We start from the raw sequence: 22,144 nt of genomic DNA, 5'->3' as shown, positions 1-22,144 counted from the left end.
CGTAAGCACCCTTTGATCCCCTCCTGGTTACAGTCCGTAGTGATCGGCTCGCTCTGGGGGGAAGATGAAGAGTGTTCGCGTAGTCGCCGGCAGGCTGGCGAAAGTGTTGTGCGCGGGGCTGCTCGCGGTCCCGTCGTCCCACCTGGTCGTGCCCGATCCGTCGCCGGACACCTCGGTGGTGACGGTGCGGACCGGCGGCGACCGCACCGGCGACACCACCGTGGGGCCGCTGGCCGGGGTCGAGCTCGGCCTGTTCGCCGCGCCCGACGCCGATCTCCCGGTCGACGCCGACTGGGGGGTGTGCGTCTCGGACGGCGACGGCGACTGCAGCTTCGTCGTCCCCGGCACCGAGCCGGGCGGCGACAACGCCGGCGCCCGCTTCTACGTCAAGCAGATCTCCGCCCCCGGCGGCTGGTACACCAACCCCGAGCTGCGCACCGGCCGCGGCAGCGGGTCGAACTCCGTCGCCACGCCGTACGTCTTCCAGACCCCCGCGCTGGAGAGCGGCACCACGTACTCCTCCACCAGCGACTTCATGATCAACAACACCCGCGCGGACGCCACCGCCTCGACCGGGATCTGGCAGCAGTCGCGGGTCAACCCCCGGCCCGACCTGACCTGCGGCCTCGACGTCGCGCTGCTGCTCGACCTGTCGGCCTCGGTGGGCAGCGCGCTGCCCGACCTGAAGGAGGCCGCCGACACCTTCACCGACGCGCTGACCGGCACGCCGTCGCGGATGGCGCTGTTCACCTTCGACCGCAACTCGCCCAGCGCGGGCACCACGAACAACCCCGAGCTCATGCCGGTGTCCACCGAGGCGGGCGCCGAGGCGTTCAAGAACCAGTACGCCGACTGGCAACTCGGCAGCGGCACCAACTGGGACCGCGGCCTGTGGGCGGTCGCCGAGGCCGCGCCGCGCTACGACCTGCTGGTGGTGCTCACCGACGGCAACCCCACCTACTACGACACCCTGCTCGGCGACGGCAGCAACACCCGCATCGCCGAGGTGGAGGCCGGGATCTTCTCCGCCAACGCGGTCAAGGCCGAGGGCACCCGCGTGCTGGCCGTCGGCGTCGGCAACGGCGTGACCGGCCTGACCGCGCTCAACCTGCGCGCCATCTCGGGCACGACCGCCTTCGACGGCTCCAACGCGGCCGCCGCCGACTACTTCCAGACCAGCGACTACGCCGCCGCCGGGCAGGCGTTGCGGGAGATCGTCCGGGCCCAGTGCGAGGGGTCGCTGTCGGTGATCAAGCAGCTCGTCCCGGCCGGCAACACCGGTGAGGACGTCACCGGCGCCACCCCGGCCGGCCCCGGCTGGGACTTCACCGCCGAGACCACCACGCCGGGCATCGGCGGGCTGCCCGCCACCGAGTCGACGACCGGCGACGGCACGGGATCGGTCAACTTCGACCTCACCTTCAGCCAGACCCCGTCGGCCGACGTCACCGTCACCGAGGCCCAGCACCCCGGTCACACCCTGGTCACCCAGGACGGGCGCAACGCCGTCTGCCGCCTGATCGACACCGGCGTCGAGGTGCCGGTGACCAACAGCGGCGGTCTCGGCTTCACGGTCGAGGTGCCGAGCGACGCGGCCGTCAGCTGCACCGTCTACAACCGTCCGCCCGCGCCCACCCCCAGCCCGACCCCGACGCCCACACCGACACCCACACCGACACCCACGCCCACTCCGACGCCCACTCCGACGCCCACTCCGACGCCGACGGTGACGCCGACGCCGACCCCGACGCCCACCCCGACGCCCACGGTCCCGCCGACCGTCACACCCACGCCGACCCCGACGCCGAAGCCCACGCCGACGCCGAAGCCCACGCCGACCCATCCGGGGCACTGCCACGGCGGGCATCCGTACTGGGACCACTGCGAGGAGCACCCGGGCTGGCACGACGTCTGCCACAAGTCGGCCTTCGGCTGCCCGCAGCCGCCGGAGTGGCCCCACCCTGACGAGGCCTGGAACGAGGAGTGGTAACCCGCAGGCAGACGCGTTCCCGGCACAAGGATTACCCGCGCCCTCGCGTCGGGACGCCGGCCGACGGGCAGCACCTGGGAGGGGCGGCTCGGGAACGGGGGGCAGGCGATGAGGGACGAAGCAGGCGGCGGGCCGGCGAGCGTGCGCCGTCGCGAGATGCTGGCGATGCCCGTCGCCCTGGCCTGCGGCTCGGCGGTGCTGACCGGCTGCGAGTCCGCGCGGCCGGCCCGCGGCGCCGCGACGGCCAGCCCCGCCCCCGGCCCTGAGCGGGCCGGGGAGGTGCCGGTCACGCCGCCGGAGGACCTCATGCGCGAGCACGGGGTCCTCAAGCGCGTCCTGCTGGTCTACCGGGAGGGCGTCCGGCGGATCGGCGCCGGGGAGCGGGTGCCGGCCGGCCCCCTGCACGCCGGCGCCGAGGTCATCCGCACGTTCATCGAGGAGTACCACGAGCGGCTCGAAGAGCGTTACGTCTTCCCGCGCCTGGTCGGGGCCGGCAAGCTCACCGACGTCGTGCCCGTGCTGATCCGGCAGCACCGGCGCGGACGCGTCCTGACCGGCCGCATCCTGGACGTCACCGCGCGGCCCGTCCCCCAGAGCGCCCGCCGCGGCCTGGCCGCCGACCTGGCCGCCTTCGTCCGCATGTACGAGCCGCACGAGGCCCGCGAGGACACCGTGGTCTTCCCCGCCATGCGGGCCGTCATCCCGCCCAAGGAGTTCGCCGAGCTGGCCGAGACGTTCGAGGACGAGGAGCACCGCCGGTTCGGCGCGGCGGGCTTCACCGGCGTGGTCGCGCGGGTGGCCGACATCGAGCGGGCGCTCGGCGTCTACGACCTGGACCAGTTCACCCCCCGAGGCTGACCCCGCTCGTGGTCGCGGCGCGTTCGCCGAGCCTGCCGTCGTCCATGGTCAGGACGGTGTCCACCTGGTCCAGGGTGGCCAGGTCGTGCGTGACCATGACGGTGGCCAGGTCGTTCGTCCTGGTGAGGCCGGCCAGCAGGGAGACGATCCGCTCGCCCCGATGGCGGTCGAGCGCGCTGGTGGGCTCGTCCACCAGCAGCACCTCGGGGGAGTTCATCAGGGCGCGGGCGATGTTGACGCGCTGGCGCTCGCCGCCGGACAGCTGGTGCGGGCGTTTGTGCTCCTTGCCGCCCAGGTCGACGGCGAGCAGCAGGTCCCGCGCCCGCGGGCCGGCCGCGCGCGGGGACTCGCCGGCCAGGTGCGCCATCACCAGGAGCTGGTCCAGCGCGGTGAGCGAGGGCAGCAGGTTGGCCTGCTGGAACACGATGCCGACGTGGTCGCGGCGGACTTTGGTGCGGGCCGCCTGGCCGGCCGCGGAGACGTCCTGCCCGGCGATGACCACGCTGCCCGCGGCGGGCGTGATCAGGGTGGCGGCGACGGCGAGCAGGCTCGACTTGCCCGAGCCGGACGGGCCGACCACCGCGGCGAACTCGCCCGCCGCGACGGCCAGGCTGACGTGGTCGAGCGCGGTCAGCGTCCGGTCGCCGTCGGGATAGGTCAGGACGACGTCGGTCAGCTTGAGTGTCATCGGGAGGCTCCCAGGGCGGTCAGCGGGTCGACAGAGGTGATCTTGCGGATGGCCAGCGCGGCCCCGGCGGCCCCGAGGACGATCAGCACGGCGACCGGCGCCACGGTGGTGGCCGCCGACAGCACGAACGGCACCGTGCCCTCGGCCAGCGCGCCGAGGCCCGCGCCGAGCAGGCCGCCGGCGCCCGCGCCGCCCAGCAGCACGATGACCGCCTGGGCGAGCGCGTCCCGCAGCAGGTAGCCCGAGCTCGCGCCCAGGGCCTTCAGGACGGCGACGTCGCCGCGCCGCTGGATCGTCCAGACGGTGAAGAAGGCCCCGATGACCAGGGCCGAGATCGCGAACAGGAACCCGCGCATGAGCTGGAGCGACCCGTTCTCGGAGGAGAACGAGCCGATCGCGGCGGGGGCCTGCGACAGCGGGACGGTCGTGGTGCCGAGCCGCGCGTCGGCCGCGGCCAGGCCGCCGGAAGGCAGCGCCGTGCCGCTGTCGGGCAGCGCCAGGACGGTCGCCACGCTGTCGGCGCCGGCCTGGCGGCCCATCTGCTCCCAGTCGCCGATGCCGAGCCAGACGACGGGCGTGTGGCTGTAGGACGCCTGGCCGCCGACGCCGGCGACGGTGAAGTCCCTGCCCGCGATCCGCACCGTGTCCCCGGCGCCCACCCCGGTGTCGGCGGCGAGCGCGGCGGAGAGCACGACCTTCCCGGCGTCCACGGGCCGCCCCTGGGCGAGGACGCCGCCCGGCTGGACGCCGAAGAGCGCCACCCCCGCGCTCTGGTCGCCGTCGCCGTGGCCGAGCCTCGACATGGAGACGCCCAGCCGCTCGGCGGCGCCGCCGGTCGCCCGCCGCCACTCCTGCCAGGTCCGGTCGGTGACGCGGCTGTCGGCGAAGGACGGTTTCCCGCCGCCGGCGAAGACGAGGTGCCCGGCGGGCAGGCCCTCCACGGCCGAGATGTTCTCCCGTGCCAGCCCGGCGGTCAGGCCGGACAACATGGTCACCAGGAGGGTGATGAGGAAGACGACGGCGCCCATGAGAGCGAACCGTCCCTTCGCGAAGCGCAGGTCTCTGAGCGCCACGAACACGGCGCGTCCCCCGTTGCGGTTGAAGGTCAGGTTGACGTCCTCCAGCGTGCGGGCCGCCGGATCGGCCGGGCATCGTGCATGCGGTCCGCCCGTAATACTTCTTTCGGACGATTTGTGGCGCAGGGCCGTCGCATACGCTTGGTGAGAGATGTCTGACTATCCGTTCCCGCCCGCCCTCCGCCTGCTCCGCTGGACCGTCCACGGCACGTTCGCGACCCTCCTGGTGATCGCGCTGGCCGGCGTCGCCGGCACCGGACGGCTCGCGCCGACGCTGGGCGGAGCGCTCCTCGGCGCCCTCTACGCGGCGGGCATCGCCATCGAGGGACGGCTGCCGCACTTCGGCGGGCCGACGCACCTGCTGCTGGGCCGGATCTGGCTGGTGCTGACCACGGCCGGGTGGGCGCTGCTGGCGCTGGCCGCGCCGCAGTTCGTCTGGCTGGCCTTCCCGCTCTTCTTCGCCTACCTGCACCTGCTGCCCCTGGCCGTGGCGCTGCCGGGCGTGGCGGCGCTGACCGCCGCGGCCGTCCTGGCCGCCGCCTGGCACGAGGGCCGGCTGACCGCCGCCCTGGTCATCGGCCCGACGATCGGCGCGGCGGTGGCCACCCTGATGGCGATGGTCTACAAGGCGCTGCACGCCGAGAGCGAGCAGCGCCGCCTGCTGATCGACGACCTGGTCCGCACGCGGGGGAAACTGCTCCAGGCGGAGGGCGACGCCGTACGGCTGGCCGAGCGGGAACGCCTGGCCAGAGAGATCCACGACACCCTGGCACAGGGCATGTCCAGCATCATCCTGCTCCTGCGGGCGGCCCGGCGGGACCTGGCCGACGACCTCCCGGCCGCCGAGCGCCGCATCGCCGAGGCGGCCGACGCGGCCAAGGAGAACCTGGAGGAGGCCAGGAACTTCGTCCGCGGCCTGGCCCCCGCGGCGCTGCGGCACTCGTCGCTGGCCGCCGCGCTGCGCAGGGCCGGCGACTCCGCCGTGGCGGGCACGCCCATCCAGGCGCGCTTCGAGGTCTCCGGCACCCCCGCGCCGCTGCCCGCCGACTACGACGCGACGCTGCTCCGCGTCGCCCAGGGCGCCCTGGGCAACGTCAGCCGCCACTCCGGCGCCGGCCACGCCGGAGTGACCCTCACCTACCTGGACGACGTGGTCATGCTGGACGTGTACGACGACGGCCGTGGCTTCGACCCCGGCCGCTCGGCCGGCTTCGGCCTGCGCGCGATGCGCGAACGGGTGAGCGCCCTGGGCGGCAGCCTCACCGTGGAGTCGGCCCCCGGCGAGGGCACGGCCGTCGTGGCGACCCTGCCGCTGCCGCCGCTGGAGGGGCCGTGATCCGGATCGTCCTGGTGGACGACCATCCCGTGGTCCGCTCCGGCCTGCGCGCCATGCTCGCCGGGCAGCCCGACTTCGACCTGGTCGGCGAGGCCGCCACCGGGCAGGAGGGCGTGCGGCTGGCCGCCACGCTCGCCCCCGACGTCGTGCTGATGGACCTGCAACTGGGGACGGGCATGCACGGCAGCGAGGCGACCCGCCGGATCGTCGCCCTGGACGGCCCCCGCGTCCTGGTGCTCACCACGTTCGACACCGACGCCGACATCGTGGCCGCCATCGAGTCCGGCGCGACCGGCTACCTGCTCAAGGACGCCCCGTCGGAGGACCTGCACGCCGCCATCCGGTCGGCCGCCGCGGGCGCCAGCGCCCTGGCGCCGAGCGTGGCCGCCCGCCTGCTGGGCCGGGTCCGGGCCCCCGACGCCACGCTCAGCCCGCGCGAGCTGGAGGTGCTCGGGCACGTCGCCGCCGGCCTGTCGAACCGGCAGATCAGCAAGGTGATGTTCCTCAGCGAGACCACCGTCAAGACCCACCTGGCGCACATCTACACCAAGCTGGACGTGGACTCCCGCACCGCGGCCGTCGCGGCGGCCTCGAAGCGGGGCCTCATCCGCTCCCCGTGAGCCGGGCGCGGACGTCGGTCAGGGGGTGACGATGGCGAAGGCCGGCTCGGGCTGCTCCAGCAGGGAGACCAGGCGCCGCAGGACGGTCAGGTCGCCGTCGTGGTCGAGCCCCTTGCTGTCTGCACCGCCGTCGCCGGAGAGCAGGGTGAGCAGGCGCTGCCGGGTGAGCCGCAGCGTCAGGTCGGCTCCGTCGCCCGACGGTGACCGCTGGTGGATGAGGGCGCCGTTGGACATCGTGGTCCGGTGGCGTTCGTCCAGGTCGGTGAGGTGCCAGTCGATGGCGAAACGCTCGTTCCAGGCGTCGGGGCCGTTCACCCGGACGGCCAGGGAGTCGAAGATCTGCTCGCTGGACAGCGCGGCGAGCAGGTCCGGCGAGGTGGTGTCGGTGGCGCCCGGTGCGGGGCCGTCCTTCAGCTCGGCCGCGCCGGTGAGGTAGAAGTTGCGCCAGGTCGCGTTCTCGGCGCCGTGGCCGAGCCGGGTGTAGACCTGGGCCAGCAGCCTGCGGGCCGAGGCGTCGTTCCCGTCGGCGTACACGGCGTGGTTGAGCAGGGTCGCGGCGAAGCGCAGGTCGCCCTCCTCGACGTAGCGGCCGGCCAGGGCCACCACGGCCGAGGTGCCCCCGAAGGACTCGACGTAGCGGCGGGCCAGCTCGACCGGCGGGTGCTCCCACAGGTGTGCGGGGTTGCCGTCGAACCAGCCCAGATAGCGCTGGTAGACGGCCTTGACGTTGTGGCTGACCGAGCCGTAGTAGCCGTGGGTGTGCCAGACCTGCTCCAGAGCGGGCGGCACCTGCATGACCTCGGCGATCTCGGGGCCGGTCAGGCCCTGGTTGAGCAGGCGGAGGGTCTGGTCGTGCAGGTAGGCGTACAGGTCGCGCTGCTGGGACAGGAAGGTGACGATGTCGTCCCGGCCCCAGGTGGGCCAGTGGTGTGAGGCGAAGACGACGTCGGCCCGGTCGGCGAACAGCTCGACGGCCTCGGTCAGGTAGCGGGCCCACACCCGGGCGTCGCGGACCAGCGCGCCGCGCAGCGTGAGGACGTTGTGCAGGTTGCGGGTGGCGTTCTCGGCCAGGCACAGGGCGCGGTGGTCGGGGAACAGGAAGTTCATCTCGGCGGGGGCCTCGGTGCCCGGCGTGAGCTGGAAGACGACGCGGACGCCGTCGATCGTCTCCTCCTGGCCGGTGCGGGTGACGTCGAGGTTCGGCGGGATCAGGGAGACGGTGCCCTGCGAGGTGCCCATGCCCAGCCCGCAGCCGAGCTGACCCTCGGGGGACCGGGGGAGGAGCTGGCCGTACATGTAGAGGGCGCGGCGGTTCATGGCGTTGCCGGCGTAAACGTTCTCGGCGACGGCATGCTCCATGAACCCGGCGGGGGCCACGATCGGCACGTTCCCGTCGGTGACCCCGCGCACGCCGCCGAAGTGGTCGACGTGGCTGTGGGTGTAGACGACCCCGGTGACCGGCCGGTCGCCGCGATGGTCGCGGTAGAGCGCCAGCGCGGCGGCGGCGCACTCGGTGGAGACCAGCGGGTCGATGACGACGACACCGGTGTCGCCCTCCACGAGGGTCATGTTCGACAGGTCCAGGCCGCGCACCTGGTAGATGCCGTCGGTCACCTCGTACAGGCCCTGCCGGGCGCACAGTTGCGCCTGCCGCCACAGGCTCGGGTGGGCGGTCGGCGGGCAGTCGCCGGTCAGGAAGTCGTAGACGTCGTTGTCCCAGACGACCTCGCCCCCGGACGTCCTGACCACGCCGGGCGTCAGCCTGGCGACGAAGCCGCGATCGGCGTGCCCGAAGTCCGCCCGGTCCTGGAAGGGAAGGTCTGCCATGTGAGCGTCCTGCCCTCGGCAGTCTGCGATGAGGGCAAGGAGAGCCTCAAGAAAGAGCATTCCCGGCGGTGCGGCCGCCGCTGCGAGGAACGTTCCTGTCATGTGTGCTTCTCCGGCCGGCGTGCTGGCATGGGTGCGGAGCGCGGCCGCGACCGCCGTGATCACCGGCGTCTACTTCGTCGTGCCGCTGCCGACCGAGAAACTCCAGGACGGCTCGCCCGAACTGCGCGCCCTGGCCTGCCTGGCCGGGGTGATCGTGCTGGCCTGGCTCCTGGGACGGCAGGTGGCGCGCGCGCTGCGCCCCGGACGGTCCCTGGCGGAGCAACTGGCGATGCTGCTGACCGTCGTCATCGTCGTGGTGGTCTTCTTCGCGGCGCTGTACTTCCTGATGGCCGCCCAGTTCCACGGCCTGCGCACGCGGGTGGACGCGCTCTACTTCTCGGTGATCACCCTGGGCACGGTCGGCTACGGCGACGTCGTGCCCCTCGGGCAGGGGGCGAAGGCCCTGGTCATCGTGCAGGTGATCTTCGATCTGATCGTCGTGACGTCGGCGCTCGCGCTCATCGTGGGCGTGTGGCGCTCGCACGAGTCGTCATGAGGGCTCCCGGCACGGGAGCGTGGACCGCCGGTCCTCGTCCGCCGCGGCGGCCCGGGGGCGCGTGGCCAGGTAGTCCTGCAGCTCGCGGTGCCGGAACTGGTAGGCGATCCCGGAGATCCGCAGCAGCCCGGCGCCGTAGCAGCGGTGCAGGAACCGGCCCAGCCGCCACGGCAGCCGCCCCCGCGTGGCCAGCAGCAGCCCCAGGTAGCGGCGCGCCAGCAGCGGCGACCAGGACGCCACCAGGGACATGCCGAACACCGCGCCCACGGCCACCGCGGCGGCGACCGTGACCCCGTCCAGGAACATCGCGAACCAGATGCCCAGGATGAACCCGAATCCGGGGCCGAAGGTGAGCGCGGCCACGAGGGTCGAGCCGACCTCGTTCCGGATGACCGCCCTGGGGTCGGCGCCGTCCCCGGAACCGGCGTGCCGGCTCTCGCCGTCGCCGCCGCTCGCCATCCCGATTCCGAACAGCAGGCCGAAGACGACCGGCACCCACAGCGGCAGGGCGGCGTCGAACTCCATGACGACCGCCGCGCCCGCCACGCAGCCGCACATGGCGGCCAGCACGCCGTCCACCACGCTCTTTCTGCGGCCGCGTCCGCCGCGGAACCGGCGCAGGCCGCCCTCGTCCGCCGGGGACCACACCTCCCGCCAGGCCCTGACGGGTTCGATCAGCAGAGCCGCCGCCACCATGGCGGGCATCGTGAGCAGGACGATCGCTGTCACCGCCGGGCCCGAGATCTTGCCGTCCACGATCTCGACCTGCGAGAACACCACGACGGCCGCGACGACGGCGGCGGCGACCGCGGGAAGGCAGGTCGCCAGGGCCACCAGCGCGCCGAAGAGCCGCGCCCGGTCTCCGGCCAGCGGCCACAACTGGTGCAGCACGAGATCCGTGCCGGACAGCACGCGCCCGTGCAACGGCGGCCGGCCCGTGTTCGCGCGCAGGTGAGCGGCCAGGACGGCCAGGTAGGCGTGCGTGCGCCCGGCGTCGGGCCCCTTGCCCGCCGGGTCCGCCGCGGCCAGGCGGGCGGGGATGAACAGGCCGAGGAGATGCTCCCGTACGGACCGCTGGTCGGCGAAGCGCGTGAGGGCCTCGGGGGAGCGCACGTAGCGCCCGGTGACCGGGTCGCGTTGCTCGTAGACGCTGACCGCCAGGGTCAGCCGCCACGGCGTGTTCAGCGCCTCGGCCAGGACGTGGCCGTCGCTGGTCAGCGCGTCCAGGACCGGCCGCCAGCGGTCGGGGTCCTCCTGGTCGGTGACCGCCTGGATGAACCGCCACGCCTGGTCGCCGCCCACCTTGCCCACGTCGACCCGGACGATCCCGCGGGGGACGGCCCGGTCGGCGACCAGGGCGTCGTACTGGTCGGTGCGGCAGGTCAGGACCATGCTGCAGCGATCCAGCCCGTGCTCGTAGTCCTCCAGCGCGCGCAGCGCCCGGGCGGCCCGCGACCCGTAGCCCGGCTCGTCGGTCTCGTCCATCTCGTCGAGCCCGTCCACGACGGGCAGGATGCGCTCCGCCGCCACGAGCGTGCGGGCGGTCACCGGCTTCAGGCCGTACGCGGCGGTCAGGTGCCGGGCGAGCATGACCCGCACCGGCACGTCGGGGTCCAGGCTCGCCGCGGTGATCCGCACCGGGACGCGGTCGCCGGGCCGCGGGCCGTCGAGCAGCCGCAGGATCAGCTCGATGGCCAGGACGGTCTTGCCCGAACCCGCCACCCCCGTGATCACCAGCCGCCCCGGGCCGCCCAGCTCGCGGAAGTAGGCGGCCACCTGCTTCAGGGTGCCGGCCGGCGGCGCGGAGACCGGACCGCCGGCGGGGTGGAAGGAGAAGCCGACGTCGATGACCGCGTCGCTGCCCTTGCCGCCCAGCAGCTGTGCCCGCTGGGCCCGCTCCTCGGCCAGCACCCGCCGGGCCAGCAGGGTCGCGGCCGCCTGCACGTCGGTGTCGGCCAGCCGCTGCGCCTGCCACCAGGACAGCGCGGCGATGCCGGTCCCGGCCAGCGCCAGCCCCGCGCCGACCGGGTCGACGTCGCCGGGGTAGAGCGTCCACAGCCGCAGCGCGGCGGCCACCAGCAGGACCATCCCGGCTGCCACGCCCGCCCGGAACCACCATGTCTTCGTCCGCCGGCTCACGGTCCCAGCATTCCAAAGCGGGCGCCCGTCGTGCGCGGGGAACGCGGCAAAGATCCTCTTCATCCCGTACCGGCTCGCGGCTCGTGCAACCCCGCGGGCGGCCCGTGCGAAACACAGCTATGTGGAACGCACACCGGACCGGCAGGCGACGGGCGCGGGCCCGGCGCTGCGCCCGGCCCGCGCGCTCGGCGTGCTGTCGGTGCTGGCCATGATGGGCTGCCAGGTGGCGTCCGGGCTGTCCGCGCGGCCCGAACGGCTCACCGGACTGATCGTCGCGCTGCTGGCGGCGTGCGCCCTGGCCTTCGCCGCGGACGCCTGGGGCACGGCCAGGGCGGCGGCCGCCTTCGCCGGCGCGGCGCTGACCGGGTACGCCGCCGAGCTGACGGGGCTGCTGACCGGGTTCCCGTTCGGCTCCTACAGCTACAGCGACGCGCTGTGGCCGCAGGTGGCCGGGGTCCCCGCGGTGGTGGTGCTGGCGTGGGGCGGCATGGGGCTGGCGGCCTACGCGGTGGCGGTCGCGGTCGTGCCGTCCGGCGGGGTGGCCCGGGTGTGCGCGGGCGCGGGCGCGCTCACGGCGTGGGACCTGTTCCTCGACCCCCAGATGGTCCGGCTCGGCCTGTGGACGTGGGCGCGGGAGGGCTTCTACCGCGGCGTGCCGCTGAGCAACTTCGCCGGCTGGCTGCTGGTGTCGGCGCTGGTCATGGTGGTGGTCGGGCGGATCGTCCGGCCCGGCGCACCGGCGCGCGGGCTGCTGGCGCTGTACACGGTCATGGCGGTGATGGAGACGGTGGGCTTCGCGGCGGTGTTCCGGCCGCCGGACCTGCTGGTCGCCGCCGCCGGAGGAATCGCGATGGGCGCGTTCGCCGCGCCGGCCTGGAGGCGGTCATGGCCGAGGTGACGGTGATCGGCGGCGGCATGGGCGGCATGGCGTGCGCGCTGCTGCTGGCCCGCCAGGGTCACGAGGTGCGGCTGTACGAGCAGTTGCCGCGGCTGGGCGGCAAGCTGGCCGAGCATCGCCGGGACGGCTTCACCTTCTCCCTCGGCCCGTCGCTGCTCACCATGCCACGGGTGCTGCGCGAGCTCGGGCTGGAGCGCGAGCTGATCGAGCCCGCCCTGCTGTGCCGGTACCGCTTCGCCGACGGCACGGTCCTGGACGCCCACCGCGACCCGGCGCGGATGGCCGCCGAGGTGGAGCGGCTGGCGCCGGGCGAGGGCCGGGCCTGGACGGCCTTCCACCACTGGGCGCAGGGCTGCCTGCGGGCGGCCGAGCGGACCGTGTTCGCCGGGCCGCCGATCCGGCGGCAGGGACGGCCGCGGCTGTCGGACCTGACCGCCGTGGCCCCCGCCCGCACCCTGGCCGGGCTGGCACGGCGCCACTTCCGCGACCCCCGCCTCCGCCAGTACGTCGGCCGCTACGCCACGTACGCCGGATCGAGCCCGTACCGGGCGCCGGCGGCGCTGGGCTGCGTGACGGCGCTGGAGCACGGGCAGGGCGTCTGGTACGCGCCCGGCGGCCTCGCCCGCCTGGCCGACGACCTGGCGCTGCTGCTGAAGGCCGCCGGGGTGGAGATCTTCCTGTCCGAGCCCGTCGCCGCCGTCGAGGCCGACGCGTCCAAGGTCACCGGGGTGCGGCTGGCGAGCGGGCAACGGGTGCGCGCCGACGTCGTGGTGGCCGGCACCGACGCCGCCGCCCTGTACGGCCGCCTGTCGCCGGACCGGCGGAGGCTGCGCCGGATCGCCCGGCTCGGCACCTCGTCCTCGGCCTTCCTGCTGCTGGCCGGGGTGGAGGGCCGCACGCCGGGGCTGCCGCACCATTCGGTGCTGTTCTCGGCCGACTACGAGCGCGAGTTCGCCGACATCTTCGACCGGGGCCGGCCGCCCCTCGACCCGACGGTCTACGTCGGCTGCTCGGCGGTGGACGACGCCTCCCAGGCCCCGGGCGCGGCGGAGAACTGGACGATGCTGGTCAACGTGCCCGCCCGGGATCCGTCCCGGTGGGGGATCGGGGTCGAGGCGTACCGGGACCTGGTGCTGGAGCGGCTGGCCGGGCGCGGCTTCGACCTGGCCGGACGGTTGCGCTTCGTCGACGTCTTCACCCCCGCCGACCTGCGGGACCGGTACGGCTCCTGGGGCGGCGCGATCTACGGCAGCGCCTACCGGGGGAGGCTGGCGTCCTTCGCCCGGCCGGGCAACCGGGGGCCGAGGCGCGGGCTGTACCTGGTGGGCGGCTCGGCCCACCCGGGCGGGGGCCTGCCGATGGTGACGCTGGGCGCCCGCATCGTGGCCGGCCTGGTGTCCCAGGACCTCGCGGGCGGGTCGCGATGAGGGCGCTCACCGTCGCGCAGGGCGTGGCGGCGGCCGTCGTGGCGGCCCGGCTCGCGCGGGGGCGGCGGCGGCTGCCCGCGCTGCGGGCCCGTCCGGTCGAGGGCGAGCCGGTCTCGGTGGTGGTCCCCGCCCGCGACGAGGAGGCCAGGATCGGGCCGTGCCTGCGCGCCGCGCTGGCCGACCCCGGCGTCCGCGAGGTGATCGTCGTGGACGACGGCTCCCGGGACGGCACGGCGAAGCTGGCGGCGTCGCTGGGCGCCACCGTCGTCACCGCCGATCCGCTGCCGCCCGGCTGGGTCGGCAAGCAGTGGGCGCTCCGGCAGGGGGTGGCCGCCGCCCGCGCCGGCGTGGTGGTCACGCTGGACGCCGACGTCCGGCCCGCGCCCGGCCTGTTCGGCGCGCTGGCCGCGGCCCTGGACCGCTACGACCTGGTCAGCGCCGGCCCGCGTTTCGTCTGCGACGGCGCGCTGGAGCAGGCTTTGCACGCCTCGATGCTGGCGACGCTGGTCTACAGGTTCGGCCCCGTCGGCCCGCCGAGCCCGCCGCCGCCGCACCGGGCGATCGCCAACGGCCAGTGCATGGCCTTCCGGCGGTCCCGGATGACCGAGGCGGACGGCTTCGCGCTCGTCCACGACCGGATGACCGACGACGTGGCGCTGGCCCGCCGCCTGGCCGCACAGGGCTGGTCGGTGGGCTTCCTGGACGCCGGCGACCTGCTGGAGGTCGACATGCACGACTCGGCGGGCGAGCTGTGGCGGGAGTGGGGCCGTTCGCTGCCGCTGGCCGACGTGACCGGTCCCGGCTGGCAGGCGGCCGACCTGGCGGTCGTCTGGCTGACGGCGGCGCTGCCCGTGCTGCGGCTGGCCGCGGGCCGCCCGACCGGCCTGGACCTGGCGCTGCTGGGGCTGCGGGTGTCCCTGACGGCCGCGTTGCGGGGCAGCTACCGGCGGCCCGGGGCGGGGCTGCTGCTGTCGCCGCTGCTGGACCCGGCCACCGCGTTCCGCCTGACGCAGGCCACCGTACGGCCGGTGCGCAACTGGCGCGGACGCACCTACGGCGAGGTCGGCAGTGGGGTCAGCAGTGGGGTCGGCGGCGGATTCAGCGGCGGGACGAGCGGCGGCGGCCGGCCAGCGCGGCCTGCCCGAAACGCAGCCCGATGAGGCACATGAGCCCCCCGGTGGCCGCCACCAGCTCGGCCGGCATGAACAGCAGTTGCAGCAGCGGCAGCCCGAACACCGCCAGGCGCGCGCCCGCCGCGAACGACCGCGTCGCCAGCGCCGCCAGCGTCAGCGCCGCCACGGCCAGCCCGAACGCCGGCGGGCAGACGACCGCGGCCCCGCCGGCGAAGGTGAGCACGCACCGGCCGCCCCGGAACCCGGCGAACAGCGGCCACGCGTGCCCCGCCATGGCCGCCGCCACCGCCAGGAACACCGGCGCCACGCTCGCCCCCGACACCACCCCGAAGGCGGCGGTGTGGCCGCCGCTGATCACCAGCGCGACCAGGGCGGCCAGCGCGCCCTTCAGCGTGTCGCCGGCGAACACCGGCACGCCCGCCCACCGCCCGAGCTGCTCCTTGACGTTCCAGTACCCCGGGTTGCGGTCACCGACGTCGCGCGGATCGACGCCGTGCGCCCGCGCCGCCAGGACCGCGACCGGCACCGACCCCAGCAGGTAGCCGATGACGACCGACACCAGCACCTCAACCATCGCGTCGTTCCACCTCGTCCGGTACGGGGGCAGGGGGGCGATGAAGCACATGGCCTTCGACCGGCCGCTGCTGCGCCGCCCCGGCGGCCCGCGCTTCTGGCGGCTGCTCGGCACCGGCCGGGGACGCTCGATGTCGCTGGGCGCCGACCTGCGGCGCTGGGCGCTGTTCGCCGTCTGGCGGCGGGAGAGCGACCTGGAGGAGTTCCTGCGCGACTCGCCGATCGCCGCCCGCTGGCGGGCGGAGTCCGCGGAGTACTGGCAGACCCGGCTGGCCCCGCTCGCCTCGCGCGGCGCGTGGGGCGGCCGGGACCCGTTCGGCGGCGTGCCGGACCGCGACGACGGCGGGCCCGGCCCGGTGGCGGTGCTCACCAGGGCGTCCATCAGGCCCGGCCGGCTGGTCGCCTTCTACCGGTCGGTCCCGCCGGTCGAGGAGCTGCTGCGGCGGCAGGACGGCTGCCTGGCCTCGGTCGGCATGGGGGAGTGGCCGCTCGCCCGGCAGGCCACCTTCTCGCTGTGGCGCGACCGGCGGGCCGTACGGGACTTCGCCTACCGGGGCCAGGCCCACCGGCGGGTCATCGAGCGGGTACGGGCCCGCGACTGGTACGCCGAAGAGCTGTTCGCGCGGTTCGTCCCCTATGCCAGCGAGGGCCGCTGGGACGGGCGCGACCCGCTGGGCTGACCCCCTCATCCCGCCGCCGGGACAGCGGCCGCCGCGATCCCGGCCGCCGGATCCCGCCCCGCCAGCGTGTGGGCCACCACGCAGGCGCGGGCGATCGTGGCCGCCCGCGACGAGCCGTGCGCGACCACGACGGTGCCGCGCAGGCCGAGCAGGACGGCGCCGCCGTGCGTCTGCGGGTCGTAGCGGCGCGCCACCTCGGCGAGCCGGTCGGGGGCGGCGATGCCGGCGTCGGCCACCATGGTCAGCGCCGTGCGCACGCAGCCCTCGACGTTCTTGAGCACGACGTTGCCGGTGAAGCCGTCGGTGACGATCACGTCCACCGTGCCGGCCAGGACGTCGTGCCCCTCGACCGGGCCGTGGAAGCGCACCGGCAGCCCGCCCAGCAGCTCTTCGGCCTGGCGGGCCAGCCGGTTGCCCTTGCCCGGCTCCGCCGCGATCGACAGCAGCCCCACCACCGGATCGGCCACGCCGAGCACGGCCCGCGCGTACCCCACGCCCAGCAGCGCGAACTGGGCCAGCATGGCGGGGCTCGGATCGGTGATCGCGCCGGCGTCCACCAGCACGCTCGCCCCGCCTGCCAGCGACGGGAGCGCCACGGCCAGCGCGGGCCGCAGCACGCCGATCGCCCGGCCGATGCCGCGCACCGCGCAGGCGACCACCGCGCCGGTGGACCCGGCCGACACCAGCGCCCCGCCCTCGCCCCGTCCGACCAGGTCGCAGCCGATCGCCAGGCTGGAGGCGGCCATCGCGGCCGCGCCCGCCCCGCGCTCGGTCATGGGCACGGCGTCCTCGGCGTGCGCCACCGCGATCTCGCCCGCGGCGGCGTGCCGCCGCAGCTCCTCCTCCAGCCGCGGCGCCGGGCCCACCAGGACGACGGGCACGCCGTGCTCGCGGCAGGCCAGCACCGCCCCCGCGACCACCTCGGCGGGCCCGTGGTCGCCGCCCATCGCGTCCAGGACCACGGGGGCCGCGCCGGTCACGGCAGCTCCACGCGGACGCGCCGCTCGGCCCGGCCCGACTCGGCGGAGGCCAGCAGGTGCCGGGCGAAGACGGCGGCCTTGCGGCGGCGCGGCACCCGCACCCGCCCGGCCAGGACGTCGAAGCCGCGGCGCTCGATCTCGGCGAGGATGCCGCCGTACAGCTCGAAGGCGGCGCGCACGCACGGCCGCGAGGAGGCGACGAGCAGGCCGATGCCCTCGCCGGCGGCCCGGTAGTGCTCGTGGGCCCGCCCGGCCTCGAAGGCCAGCAGGTCGCGCACCGCCCGCCGGGTCCGCCGCTCGCCCAGCATGCCGGGCACGACGCCGAACTTGTCCAGGTCCTCCATCGGCAGGTAGACCCGGCCGCGGGCGAAGTCCTCGGCGACGTCGCGCAGGAAGTTGGTGAGCTGGAAGGCCAGGCCGAGCTGGCGGGCCGGCTCGCGGGCCCGCTCCTCCTGGCCGGGCGCCGGCTCCAGCACCGGCAGCATCATCGTGCCGATCGCGGCGGCCGATCCCGACATGTACCCCAGCAGGTCGTCGTAGGTCGCGTACCGCCGCACCGACAGGTCGGCGCGCATCGAGGCCAGGAAGGCGCGGACGTCGCCGTGCTCGATGCCGAAGGAGTGCACGGTGTGCAGGAACGCGGGCAGCATCGGATCGCCGGTCGCCGCCCCGGCCAGCCCCGCCTCGACCTTGGCGGTCAGGTCGTCGAGCGCGCGGGCGCGGTCGCCGGTCATGGTGAAGGAGTCGACGATCTCGTCGGCGTAGCGGGCGAAGCCGTACAGGGCGTGCACGTGCCGGCGTTTCCACTGGGGCAGCAGGCGGGTGGCCAGGTAGTAGGAGCGGCCGTAGCGGGCGTGGAGTTGTCGGCAGCGTTCGTAGCTGGCGGTGAGCGTCAACGGGCCTCCTTCAGGATGCGTTCGGCGGCGAGCCGGCCGGAGATCAGCACCGGAGGGATCCCGACGCCGGGCGCGGTGTACATGCCGGCGAAGTGCAGTCCTGGCACCCGCCGGGCGACGGCCGAGGGCCGCAGCCACGCCGTCTGGGTGAAGCGGTGGTCCAGTGCGAACGGGGTGCCCGCGCTGTGCCCGCGCGCCGCCCAGGCGGGCGGGTCGAGCACCAGCCGGGGCGCGCCGGACAGGTCGCCGTGGCCGAGCGCGGCCAGGCGGCCGAGCAGCCGCGTCTCCAGCTCGGGCCGCAACCGCTCCCAGTCGGCGGTCCGCAGGTTGGGCGCGGGTTCCAGGACACTGAGCGTGGCCTGCCCGGGCGGCGCGGCCTCGCCGTCCGGCTCGGGATGGGTGATCAGCAGGCTGGGATCGGGCTGCGGACGGCCGGCGGCCAGCGCCGTGAAGGTCTCCCGCCAGGCGCGGCCGAAATGCAGGGTGTGGTGGGCCTGGCCGTCCAGGGGACGGTCCAGGCCGACGTGCAGCACCAGGCAGGAGGGGGAGTGGTGGGGGCGGCGCAACCGCCAGTCGGCCGCCGGGCCGGGCAGCAGCCGCCGGGCGGCCAGGCGGTCGCAGGCCACGACCACCTGCCGCGCCGCGAGCCGCTCGCCGCCCGCCAGCAGCACGCCGGTGACGCCGTCGGAGTCCGTCTCGACCTTGTCGGCGCGGGCGCCGTAGCGGATGTCGGCGCCCAGCTTCGCCAGCAGGGCCGCCATGGCCGAGGGGATGGCGTGCATGCCGCCGCGCCGCGGGAAGTACACGCCGCCGACGGTGTCCATGTGGGCGATGACGGCGTAGATGCCGAGCGCGCGCTGCGGGGCGAGCCCCACGTACAGGGACTGGAAGGTGTGGGCCTTGATCAGCCGGGGGTCGCGCAGGTACCGGGCGGCCAGGCGGTCCAGCCGCCGGAAGCCGCCCAGCCGGGCCAGCCGGAGCAGCGCGGCCGGCCGGGCCAGGGAACGCAGCCGGGTCATGTCCGCGTCGATGAACGCCGGCCACTCCACCCGGAACAGCTCGTCGAGCAGGGCGCGGTAGCGCTCGTAGCGCGCCGCCTCGGCGGGCCCGCACACCGTCCGCACCTGCTCGGCCATCGCCTCGCGCCCGGGCAGGACGTCCAGCCGCGACCCGTCGTCGAAGACCATCCGGTACGACGGGTCCAGGCGGCGCAACGGCAGCCAGTGCCGCAGCTCCTGCCCGGCCGCGCCGAAGACCTCGGCGAGCACGCCCGGCATGGTCAGCACCGAGGGGCCGGTGTCGAAGCGGAACGGCCCGAGCCGGGCGGTGCCGCAGCAGCCCCCGGGCTCGTCGAGCGCCTCGACCACGGTGACCTGACGGCCGGCGGCCGCCAGGTGGACGGCCGCGGCCAGCCCGCCCAGCCCGGCCCCGACGACGACCACCGGGCTCATCGGGCGGCCGTCCCACGCACGTGCCCGGCCTGCGGGGTCACCGTGTCCATGCACGCAGCTCCTTCTGTCGCTATCAACAGCTTTCGTGCCAGGAGCGCGCCCGGTTGCACGTCACCGGACAACGGGATCAAGCCGGACGCGCCCAGCCATGCGCCCAAGGACCCCGCAAGCGCGAAAAGATAGTCGGACACGTCGAGCGGCAGCGGGAACACCATGGACGAGGACACACCGGTCAGCGAGGAGGAGGCGGGATTCGGCATCGGAGCCGTCTCCCGCCGCCTCGGCATCCCCGCGCCGACGCTGCGCACCTGGAACCTGCGCTACGGCCTGGGCCCCAGCCGCCGCAGCCCCGGCGGCCACCGCCGCTACGGCAGTGCCGACGTGCGGCGGCTGGCCGAGATGAAACGCCTGATCGCCACCGGCCTGGTGCCGGCCGAGGCGGCCAGGCTCGCCCTCGCGCTGCCCGACACCCCCGACACCCCCGCCGCGCCGCCGTCCGGCGCGCGGCCGGCGGCCGTCCCCTCCGGCGGCCGGCGCACGCCGCGGCCCTCCGGCGGGCGGCCCGCGCCGCGGCAGGTCGTCGCCGCGCTGGCCCGCGCCGCGGTCATGCTCGACGGCCGCGCGGTCGCCGCCCTGGTCGAGGAGACGCTGGCCGCGCAGGGCGTGGTGTGGACGTGGGAGCACCTCTTCCTGCCCGCGCTCGACGCCGTCTGCCGGGGCCAGGACGCGACCGGCTCCGGCATCGACGCCGAGCACCTGCTGTCCGGCCACCTCCAGGCGGCGCTGCACCGGCTCGCCGGCGACGTGCCGCCGCGGCCGGACCGGCCGGTGCTCCTGGCCTGTGCCGAGGAGGAGCAGCACAGCCTTCCGGTGCACGCCCTGGCCGCCGCGCTCGCCGAGCGCGGCGTGCAGACCCGCGTGCTCGGCGCCCGCACCCCCTACGCGGCGCTGGCGCACGCGATGCGGCGGCTGGCTCCCGCGGCGGTGTTCGTCTGGTCGCAGCGGGCGGAGACCGGCGACACCGCGCCGCTCGCCGCCCTGCCGCAGGTGCGCCCGGCCTGCCGGATCGTCGTCGGCGGGCGCGGCTGGCAGGGCGCGGTCCCCGCGGGCGTCGTCAGGGTCTCGACGCTGCCCGACGCCGTCGCATGCGTCATGTCGACCTTGATTTGAGCCGCCCTTTCCCCCGATGAGCTTGTGATCGCCTGCCACGCCTCGGTATGAATAAGTTTTGAATAGGTTTTTGCGGTGAGGGGCAGGCGCATGGACACCAGTGACGAGGAAGCGCTCGGCGAGTGCTACCGCACGCACGCTCCCGCCGTGCGCTCCTACCTGCGCAGGTTCGTGCCCGCCCAGGAGGTGGAGGACCTGCTGCAGGTCGTCTTCGCCGACGTGTGGCGCTCGCGCGGGCGGTACGACCCCGGGCGCAGCCAGGCCGCGTGGGTCTTCGCCATCGCCCACCGCCGCGCCGTCGACCATCTGCGGGCGCGGCGGCTGCTGACCGTGCCGCTGCAGGAGGCCGGAGACCTGCCGGGACGCGCCCGCCCGGCGCCCGACGCGCTCGGCGACCGCGACCAGATCGACCGCGCGCTCGCCGAACTGTCGGACGCCCAGAGGCAGGCCATCGAGCTGGCCTACTTCGCCGACCTGACCCAGCGGGAGATCGCCGAGCACCTGCGCGTGCCCATCGGCACCGTCAAGGCCCGCATCTCGCGCGGCCTGCACCGGCTCTCGGACCTCCTGGCCGGAACCCCCTGAGCCGACGATGTATACGCCGTAAACGCCGATAGTTTACTCTGTATACATGCGAGCACTGAAGAAGCGGCGGCTGTGGATCGCGGGCCTGGCGGTGGTCGTCGTCCTGGCCGGGGCGGCGGGGGCCGGGGCCTGGTTCGGCAGCGAGCAGTCGGTCGGCGTCGTCCGCCACGGCGCGGGCAACACCGAGGTCCTGGCCGTGCGGGGCGACCTGGTGACGCTCACCCGCACGCCGGAGACCGGCAAGCCGGGCACGTACTGGCTGGAGTGGACCGGCTCGTACGCCATGCTCGGGGACGTCGTCTCCGGCGCCGCCGACCGGGTGACGCGCAAGGTGCTGCGCGGTCACGTCCCCTCGGCGGGCACGCCCGGCTGGTTCGGCAACGTGCCGCCCGGCGATCCCGAGGTGGCCTGGGGGATCGGCTACAGCGAGATCATGGTGCCCACCGAGCTGGGCCCCGCGCCGGCCTGGTACGTGCCCGGCCAGGGCGACACCTGGGTGGTCGCCGTCCACGGCCAGAACGGGCGGCGCAAGGCGGAGCTGAAGGTCCTGCCCGTCGTGCACGGGCTGCGGCTGCCCTTCCTGGACATCAGCTACCGCAACGACCAGGGCGCGCCCGCCTCGCCCGACGGGCTGCTGCACCTGGGCGACTCGGAGTGGCGCGATCTGGAGGCCGCCCTGCGCCACGCGCGGACCATGGGAGCGCGGCGGTTCGTCCTGTACGGCACCTCGATGGGCGGCCAGGTCGTCGGCCAGTTCCTGGACCGGTCGCCGCTGGCGTCCCTGGTCGACCGGGTCGTCATGGACGCCCCCATGATCGACGTCGGCATGACCGCAGAACAGGGCGTCAAGAACCATCATCTGCCCGGCTTCCTGGCCGGGCTGTCGAACCAGGTCGTCCGGTGGCGCACCGGGGTCGATCCGGACCGGCTCAGCCTGATCCGGCGTCCGCCGCGGGTCCGGCCGCCGCTGCTGCTGATCCACACCGTCCCCGACGCCGAGCACCCGATCCGGGAGGCGTACGGGCTCGTGGCCGCGGGCGGGCGGCTGGGGTGGGAGATCCGGTTCGAGCCGTTCGAGCGGGGCGAGCACACGGAGGCGTGGAACGTGGACCGCGCCCGTTACGACCGTCTCGTCCGCGACTTCCTCTCCCCGGACGCCTCCCCGGCCTGAGCCCCGGACCGGTGGCGGGCCGCCCGTCCACGCTGGGTCTCGTGGAAG

Annotated in this window: 20 protein-coding genes; 12 read left to right on the top strand and 8 right to left on the bottom strand. The window is 75.1% G+C overall.

Annotation, left to right across the window (positions count from 1 at the left end):
• The first annotated feature begins 64 nt into the window (after positions 1-64).
• Together ACIBST_RS02830 and ACIBST_RS02825 are read left to right on the top strand one after the other, a co-directional pair.
• Positions 65-1,990, top strand: a complete 1,926-nt coding sequence (locus ACIBST_RS02830) for a vWA domain-containing protein (protein ID WP_397168521.1) — start codon at positions 65-67, stop codon at positions 1,988-1,990.
• A gap of 108 nt (positions 1,991-2,098) precedes the next feature.
• Positions 2,099-2,848: a hemerythrin domain-containing protein gene (locus ACIBST_RS02825; protein WP_397168520.1), complete on the top strand. Its 750-nt coding sequence runs from the start codon at positions 2,099-2,101 to the stop codon at positions 2,846-2,848.
• On the opposite strand, the gene ACIBST_RS02820 is transcribed toward ACIBST_RS02825, so the two are convergent.
• Both ACIBST_RS02820 and ACIBST_RS02815 read right to left on the bottom strand, forming a co-directional pair.
• A complete protein-coding gene (locus ACIBST_RS02820; RefSeq protein ID WP_397168518.1) occupies positions 2,832-3,536 on the bottom strand; it encodes an ABC transporter ATP-binding protein in 705 nt (234 codons plus the stop codon). The genes ACIBST_RS02825 and ACIBST_RS02820 overlap by 17 nt on opposite strands.
• Entirely contained in the window at positions 3,533-4,615 is a 1,083-nt protein-coding gene (locus ACIBST_RS02815; protein WP_397168516.1) for an ABC transporter permease, read from the bottom strand. The genes ACIBST_RS02820 and ACIBST_RS02815 overlap by 4 nt, the downstream gene beginning before the upstream one ends.
• A gap of 148 nt (positions 4,616-4,763) precedes the next feature.
• Here ACIBST_RS02815 and ACIBST_RS02810 point away from each other — a divergent pair, with 148 nt between their 5' ends.
• Positions 4,764-5,948: a sensor histidine kinase gene (locus ACIBST_RS02810; RefSeq protein WP_397168515.1), complete on the top strand. Its 1,185-nt coding sequence runs from the start codon at positions 4,764-4,766 to the stop codon at positions 5,946-5,948.
• Entirely contained in the window at positions 5,945-6,568 is a 624-nt protein-coding gene (locus ACIBST_RS02805) for a response regulator (protein ID WP_397168514.1), read from the top strand. Before ACIBST_RS02810 ends, ACIBST_RS02805 begins: the two co-directional genes overlap by 4 nt.
• Before the next feature lie 18 nt (positions 6,569-6,586).
• On the opposite strand, the gene ACIBST_RS02800 is transcribed toward ACIBST_RS02805, so the two are convergent.
• Positions 6,587-8,395: an alkyl/aryl-sulfatase gene (locus tag ACIBST_RS02800; protein WP_397168513.1), complete on the bottom strand. Its 1,809-nt coding sequence runs from the start codon at positions 8,393-8,395 to the stop codon at positions 6,587-6,589.
• 100 nt (positions 8,396-8,495) lie between these two features.
• On the opposite strand from ACIBST_RS02800, the gene ACIBST_RS02795 reads away from it, so the two are divergent.
• A complete protein-coding gene (locus ACIBST_RS02795) occupies positions 8,496-8,993 on the top strand; it encodes a potassium channel family protein (protein ID WP_397168511.1) in 498 nt (165 codons plus the stop codon).
• On the opposite strand, the gene ACIBST_RS02790 is transcribed toward ACIBST_RS02795, so the two are convergent.
• The gene (locus ACIBST_RS02790; RefSeq protein ID WP_397168510.1) at positions 8,988-11,132 is read right to left on the bottom strand and encodes an NACHT domain-containing protein; all 2,145 of its coding nucleotides are present in this window, start codon (positions 11,130-11,132) and stop codon (positions 8,988-8,990) included. The genes ACIBST_RS02795 and ACIBST_RS02790 overlap by 6 nt on opposite strands.
• Positions 11,133-11,253: 121 nt before the next feature.
• On the opposite strand from ACIBST_RS02790, the gene ACIBST_RS02785 reads away from it, so the two are divergent.
• The 3 genes from ACIBST_RS02785 to ACIBST_RS02775 are packed head-to-tail and all read left to right on the top strand — an operon-like array spanning position 11,254 to position 14,617.
• On the top strand, positions 11,254-12,030 hold the full coding sequence (locus ACIBST_RS02785) for a carotenoid biosynthesis protein (protein ID WP_397168508.1): 777 nt from the start codon (positions 11,254-11,256) through the stop codon (positions 12,028-12,030).
• A complete protein-coding gene (locus tag ACIBST_RS02780; RefSeq protein WP_397168506.1) occupies positions 12,018-13,457 on the top strand; it encodes a phytoene desaturase family protein in 1,440 nt (479 codons plus the stop codon). Before ACIBST_RS02785 ends, ACIBST_RS02780 begins: the two co-directional genes overlap by 13 nt.
• Positions 13,454-14,617, top strand: coding sequence for a glycosyltransferase (locus ACIBST_RS02775; protein ID WP_397168504.1), 1,164 nt, complete (start codon positions 13,454-13,456; stop codon positions 14,615-14,617). Before ACIBST_RS02780 ends, ACIBST_RS02775 begins: the two co-directional genes overlap by 4 nt.
• On the opposite strand, the gene ACIBST_RS02770 is transcribed toward ACIBST_RS02775, so the two are convergent.
• The gene (locus ACIBST_RS02770; RefSeq protein ID WP_397168502.1) at positions 14,556-15,164 is read right to left on the bottom strand and encodes a glycerol-3-phosphate acyltransferase; all 609 of its coding nucleotides are present in this window, start codon (positions 15,162-15,164) and stop codon (positions 14,556-14,558) included. The genes ACIBST_RS02775 and ACIBST_RS02770 overlap by 62 nt on opposite strands.
• 40 nt (positions 15,165-15,204) lie before the next feature.
• Here ACIBST_RS02770 and ACIBST_RS02765 point away from each other — a divergent pair, with 40 nt between their 5' ends.
• Positions 15,205-15,843: a spheroidene monooxygenase gene (locus tag ACIBST_RS02765; protein ID WP_397168501.1), complete on the top strand. Its 639-nt coding sequence runs from the start codon at positions 15,205-15,207 to the stop codon at positions 15,841-15,843.
• 5 nt (positions 15,844-15,848) lie between these two features.
• Here ACIBST_RS02765 and ACIBST_RS02760 read toward each other — a convergent pair whose 3' ends face one another.
• From ACIBST_RS02760 to ACIBST_RS02750, 3 genes are read right to left on the bottom strand one after another with little or no spacing between them, the layout of a single operon-like run.
• Positions 15,849-16,823 carry a phosphate acyltransferase gene (locus tag ACIBST_RS02760; RefSeq protein WP_397168499.1) on the bottom strand — a complete coding sequence of 325 codons (975 nt, stop codon included), beginning with the start codon at positions 16,821-16,823 and terminating at the stop codon, positions 15,849-15,851.
• Complete coding sequence (locus tag ACIBST_RS02755; protein WP_397168497.1) at positions 16,820-17,719, bottom strand: phytoene/squalene synthase family protein; 900 nt, start codon at positions 17,717-17,719, stop codon at positions 16,820-16,822. Before ACIBST_RS02755 ends, ACIBST_RS02760 begins: the two co-directional genes overlap by 4 nt.
• A complete protein-coding gene (locus tag ACIBST_RS02750) occupies positions 17,716-19,224 on the bottom strand; it encodes a phytoene desaturase family protein (protein ID WP_397168495.1) in 1,509 nt (502 codons plus the stop codon). The genes ACIBST_RS02755 and ACIBST_RS02750 overlap by 4 nt, the downstream gene beginning before the upstream one ends.
• Before the next feature lie 159 nt (positions 19,225-19,383).
• Here ACIBST_RS02750 and ACIBST_RS02745 point away from each other — a divergent pair, with 159 nt between their 5' ends.
• The 3 genes from ACIBST_RS02745 to ACIBST_RS02735 all read left to right on the top strand — a co-directional run bounded on the left by ACIBST_RS02745 (position 19,384) and on the right by ACIBST_RS02735 (position 22,096).
• The gene (locus tag ACIBST_RS02745) at positions 19,384-20,340 is read left to right on the top strand and encodes a MerR family transcriptional regulator (protein ID WP_397168494.1); all 957 of its coding nucleotides are present in this window, start codon (positions 19,384-19,386) and stop codon (positions 20,338-20,340) included.
• Positions 20,341-20,430: 90 nt separating this feature from the next.
• The gene (locus ACIBST_RS02740; RefSeq protein ID WP_397168492.1) at positions 20,431-20,925 is read left to right on the top strand and encodes an RNA polymerase sigma factor; all 495 of its coding nucleotides are present in this window, start codon (positions 20,431-20,433) and stop codon (positions 20,923-20,925) included.
• Between the two features lie 46 nt (positions 20,926-20,971).
• The gene (locus ACIBST_RS02735) at positions 20,972-22,096 is read left to right on the top strand and encodes a hypothetical protein (protein ID WP_397168490.1); all 1,125 of its coding nucleotides are present in this window, start codon (positions 20,972-20,974) and stop codon (positions 22,094-22,096) included.
• Positions 22,097-22,144 lie beyond the last annotated feature (48 nt).

Origin of the sequence: Nonomuraea sp. NPDC049684 (assembly GCF_044465345.1) — a bacterium.
Lineage (GTDB): Bacteria > Actinomycetota > Actinomycetes > Streptosporangiales > Streptosporangiaceae > Nonomuraea.
This window is presented reverse-complemented; position numbering and strand designations above follow the sequence as displayed.

Excerpts from the sequence above, each read along its gene's own strand:
- ACIBST_RS02775 (WP_397168504.1), top strand. The coding sequence starts at position 13,454 with ATGAGGGCGCTCACCGTCGCGCAGGGCGTGGCGGCGGCCGTCGTGGCG.
- ACIBST_RS02765 (WP_397168501.1), top strand. The coding sequence starts at position 15,205 with ATGAAGCACATGGCCTTCGACCGGCCGCTGCTGCGCCGCCCCGGCGGC.
- ACIBST_RS02800 (WP_397168513.1), bottom strand. The coding sequence starts at position 8,395 with ATGGCAGACCTTCCCTTCCAGGACCGGGCGGACTTCGGGCACGCCGAT.
- ACIBST_RS02830 (WP_397168521.1), top strand. The coding sequence starts at position 65 with ATGAAGAGTGTTCGCGTAGTCGCCGGCAGGCTGGCGAAAGTGTTGTGC.
- ACIBST_RS02825 (WP_397168520.1), top strand. The coding sequence starts at position 2,099 with ATGAGGGACGAAGCAGGCGGCGGGCCGGCGAGCGTGCGCCGTCGCGAG.
- ACIBST_RS02740 (WP_397168492.1), top strand. The coding sequence starts at position 20,431 with ATGGACACCAGTGACGAGGAAGCGCTCGGCGAGTGCTACCGCACGCAC.
- ACIBST_RS02770 (WP_397168502.1), bottom strand. The coding sequence starts at position 15,164 with ATGGTTGAGGTGCTGGTGTCGGTCGTCATCGGCTACCTGCTGGGGTCG.
- ACIBST_RS02810 (WP_397168515.1), top strand. The coding sequence starts at position 4,764 with ATGTCTGACTATCCGTTCCCGCCCGCCCTCCGCCTGCTCCGCTGGACC.
- ACIBST_RS02780 (WP_397168506.1), top strand. The coding sequence starts at position 12,018 with ATGGCCGAGGTGACGGTGATCGGCGGCGGCATGGGCGGCATGGCGTGC.
- ACIBST_RS02795 (WP_397168511.1), top strand. The coding sequence starts at position 8,496 with ATGTGTGCTTCTCCGGCCGGCGTGCTGGCATGGGTGCGGAGCGCGGCC.
- ACIBST_RS02735 (WP_397168490.1), top strand. The coding sequence starts at position 20,972 with ATGCGAGCACTGAAGAAGCGGCGGCTGTGGATCGCGGGCCTGGCGGTG.
- ACIBST_RS02745 (WP_397168494.1), top strand. The coding sequence starts at position 19,384 with ATGGACGAGGACACACCGGTCAGCGAGGAGGAGGCGGGATTCGGCATC.
- ACIBST_RS02820 (WP_397168518.1), bottom strand. The coding sequence starts at position 3,536 with ATGACACTCAAGCTGACCGACGTCGTCCTGACCTATCCCGACGGCGAC.